Genomic DNA, 531 nt, shown 5'->3' on the forward strand with positions numbered 1-531 from the left:
TGGTAGGCCTTGTAGTGGGCTTCGGCTTCGGGGCTGCGGCGTGTCATGGTGGTGGTCCTTGTCTTTTGGGGTGCGCTGGGAGGGTGCGGTGCTCTTGGCGCGTGGGCTTCGGTGCTTCTGGTTTCAGGTTAGGGGGGACCCCTGACATGATAAGCGGAAGGGTGGCGGCCCCTGGATTGGGGTCGCCACCCTTTGCCGTTTATGGTGCGGTACTAGTAGCGGTAAACCTGCGGGCCGTTTTTGACGTAGTATTCCACCATTTCGGGGACCAACGTAGGGTCTTCTACCTGGTAGGATGCTACTGCTACGGCGTCGCTGTTTACAACCCACCAGTCATCGGGTAGCGAGTCAATCCATGCTTCCCAGTCCTTAGTGCGCCACTTGTAGGCACGTTCCTGGTACTCTGCCCAGGTGTCTCCCTGTAGAGAGTCAGGGAAGATTGACATATCTTCCGAAGGGTCCGGTTCATAGTCTTCCGGGCGGCCTTCATCCCAGCACTTGAGGAACTGACGCCAGTTCTTCTTCGTAATG

At 57.6% G+C, this 531-nt stretch carries 1 protein-coding gene; it reads right to left on the reverse strand.

The window, feature by feature from the left end:
• Window positions 1–212 precede the first annotated feature (212 nt).
• On the reverse strand, window positions 213–531 hold a 319-nt coding region (locus tag HMPREF2605_RS04610; RefSeq protein ID WP_210401035.1), incomplete at its 5' end, for a hypothetical protein.

Source organism: Rothia sp. HMSC065C03 (assembly GCF_001837295.1).
Lineage (GTDB): Bacteria > Actinomycetota > Actinomycetes > Actinomycetales > Micrococcaceae > Rothia.